This window comes from Negativicoccus succinicivorans (assembly GCF_018373335.1).
GTDB lineage: Bacteria > Bacillota > Negativicutes > Veillonellales > Negativicoccaceae > Negativicoccus > Negativicoccus succinicivorans_A.
In genome coordinates this window covers 1-2,881 of sequence record NZ_JAHAHH010000102.1, presented here as the reverse complement: position 1 = coordinate 2,881, position 2,881 = coordinate 1, and the positions used below count along the sequence as shown (strand labels likewise).

The following is a 2,881-nucleotide window of genomic DNA, read 5'->3' as shown; positions in this document are numbered from 1 at the left end:
TGTAGCTACCTGTAGCGTATATGCGGGAGCATTGTCCGCAAAAGCCTTCCCCATTCCCTGCGAACGTGCGTAAGGAAAGCGCACAATCGTCCAACTCATCAGCCAGCGACTGATCATCGGCATGATGATCAGTAACGGCCAAAGCGGTCCGGAGATATTCATATATAAACCGATTTTTATCAACACTAAGAAAACGAAGCCGACAATTCCCTCCGCGCCAACGCGGCTGTCTTTCATTATCTCCAGCATTCGTTCCCGACTGCGTCCCGAGAAATAGCCGTCACATGTATCCATAAATCCGTCTGCGTGCAAGCCGCCGGTAATAGTCATTTCGGCCAAAACGAGCAGTACAGCCATCAAGAACGAATCAAACCAACCGGCAGTAAGCCAATACAACAGCGCGAGAAAAATTCCGATGACTAATCCGACCAAAGGAAAATATGCAACTGAGGCGCCGAATTGATCATCCGGCCAGACTTCCTGGCGAACGATTTTAAAGCGTGTTAAAAATTGTAATCCAATTAAAAAGGGCTTCATAGTTCACCTAGTAATAACAACGTGATACAAAGCGTTCCGAAAAAAGTGCTGACATACATTAACTGCACGGTCTTACGAATATGAAAGCGCTGAATTTTCTCATGCGGATCACCCATGTAACTCCGAAATTCCGTTTTCCCCTGGTATTGATTATAGCCTCCCAGGCGAATCCCCAGTGCACCCGCAACGGTAGCTTCACTGTAACCGCCATTCGGGCTGGGGTGTGTATGCGCATCACGACGCATCATCAACCAGGCCTGCCGAGCTGAAAATCCCAGTACGGCACTGCTCACCAACAGTAATCCTGCCGTCAAACGAGCCGGCACCCAGTTAACCACATCATCCAGCTTTGCCGCCGCGCGACCGAAATACAGATACCGCTCATTCTTATATCCCACCATCGAATCCATGGTATTGATCGCACGATATAGAGCAGCCCCCAACGGTCCCAGCAACCAAAAATAAAACAACGGTGAAATGATCCCATCGACAATATTTTCTGCTACGGTTTCAATCGTAGCGCGGGCAATTTCGCTTTCTCCAAGGTGTGCTGTATCACGCCCCACTATCCAACTTAATTGACGACGTGCTTCCGGAAGATTTCTATCGGCAAGGCAGCGATAAATTTTTTTTGCATCACGAGCTAAAGCATGTGGTGTAATCGTGATATAAAGAATGAAAATAGAACCAATAATGTATGCTGTATAATGGATTTCCGCCAAAACAAACAGAATAATATACACCGGTAAGGCCACACTCAATAAAACGGCGATGACTAAAAATACGCCGTCATAAATTGTTTTTTTAGCACCGACTCGGGGACGGAAAAAAACAGACTCCCAAAAACTTATCGCTTTGCCGATCAAAACAACCGGATGAAAGCGACTGCGGGGATCACCGATTAAAGTATCGACTAACAGAGCCAGAAATGGCACTGCACAATATAGGTAGGTTGTCATTTTATGACATTTTTCGTTGGTGCAAGTTCCAGCAGTTCATACACCAGATCCATATTCAATGCTTCACGAACTGTGGCAGCCAAGCGGTCATATTCGGATTCTTTATATTCCTGTAAACGAAATTGCACCGGAAGTGGCGCTAAACCTTTTTTCTTTCGTAACGCGTTTAAAATGCCTCGGCGCAACTCATCATTATCAAAAATGCCATGAATGTAGGTTCCGAAACAATTACCGTCTGCGGTTACTAAGCCGTCCCGGATATCAACTTCATGCAGGCTGCGTTCAGTAATGTGGAAAGCAGCCGTATCATGGTGGGTAAAAACACTTTTTCCCATGTGGATTTCGTAGCCCGCAAGGTCATCCCAATTCGCATGTAAATCCAAAAAAGAAAAGTCCCGACAGGAGAATTTTACCTGATTGGTAGTTTTGGTTCCTGCCATTTCCGTGGAAAGAGGTAAAAGTCCGATGCCGTCAATACGGTCGTATTTGCTTTCGACGTGTTGCGGATCTGTAATCTCTTCACCCAACATTTGGTAACCGCCACAAATTCCTATGACAGGTGTACCTTCTTTAGCAAGACGACGAATTTCATCTACATAACCAAACTGTTTCAGATACAAAAGGTCTTCTGTCGTATTTTTGCTCCCCGGTAAAATAATCACATCCGGATGCCCGATACTGTCGCCGCGACGAACGTAGCGCACTTCTACATCGGGTTCATGACTGAATACGTCAAAGTCCGTAAAATTGGAAATTTTCGGTGTTTGCAAAACTGCGATTTCAAGTTCTTTTGCCTGCGCTGAAAGCTTTTTGTCTGCCAAGGATACGGAATCTTCGTTATCAATCCCCAAATCTTGCAGATAAGGCACTACTCCAAGCACGGGAATTTTGGTCTTCTCTTCCAAAAAATCGATGGCAGGTTCCAACAACTTAATATCACCACGGAACTTGTTAATAACAATTCCTTTTACGTGGGCGCGTTCTTCCGAAGACAATAACTCCAAAGTGCCTACCACAGCAGCCAGCGCGCCGCCACGATCAATATCGGCGACCAGGACAACCGGCGCATTCAATTCCAGCGCTACACGCATATTAACAATATCTGTCGCTTTGAGGTTCACTTCCGCGGGACTTCCCGCGCCTTCAATCACCACTACATCAAAATGATTACGCAGATAATCCATGCTTTCCTTAACTTTATCCCACGCAGTCAGACTATAGTGTTCATGGTATTCACGTGCACTGTAAACTCCAACCGGTTTCCCCATTAAGACAACTTGCGATGTCTGATTTCCGGATGGCTTTAAGAGCACGGGATTCATTTGCACGATGGGATCCATCCCCGCCGCTTCCGCTTGTGCGACTTGCGCGCGACCGATCTCATC

3 protein-coding genes are annotated in these 2,881 nt (G+C 46.2%); all 3 read right to left on the bottom strand.

All coding sequences use genetic code 11. From position 1 onward, the window contains the following. A partial coding sequence (locus KH813_RS06355) for an adenosylcobinamide-GDP ribazoletransferase (protein WP_303994510.1) occupies positions 1–537 on the bottom strand: 537 nt, incomplete at its 3' end. After that, entirely contained in the window at positions 534–1,496 is a 963-nt protein-coding gene (gene cbiB, locus KH813_RS06350; RefSeq protein WP_303994509.1) for an adenosylcobinamide-phosphate synthase CbiB, read from the bottom strand. The genes cbiB and KH813_RS06355, both read right to left, overlap by 4 nt. Then, on the bottom strand, positions 1,493–2,881 hold a 1,389-nt coding region (locus KH813_RS06345), incomplete at its 5' end, for a cobyric acid synthase (RefSeq protein WP_303994508.1). The genes cbiB and KH813_RS06345, both read right to left, overlap by 4 nt.

Coding starts and splice junctions, on each gene's coding strand:
- cbiB (WP_303994509.1), bottom strand. CDS start 1,496: ATGACAACCTACCTATATTGTGCAGTGCCATTTCTGGCTCTGTTAGTC.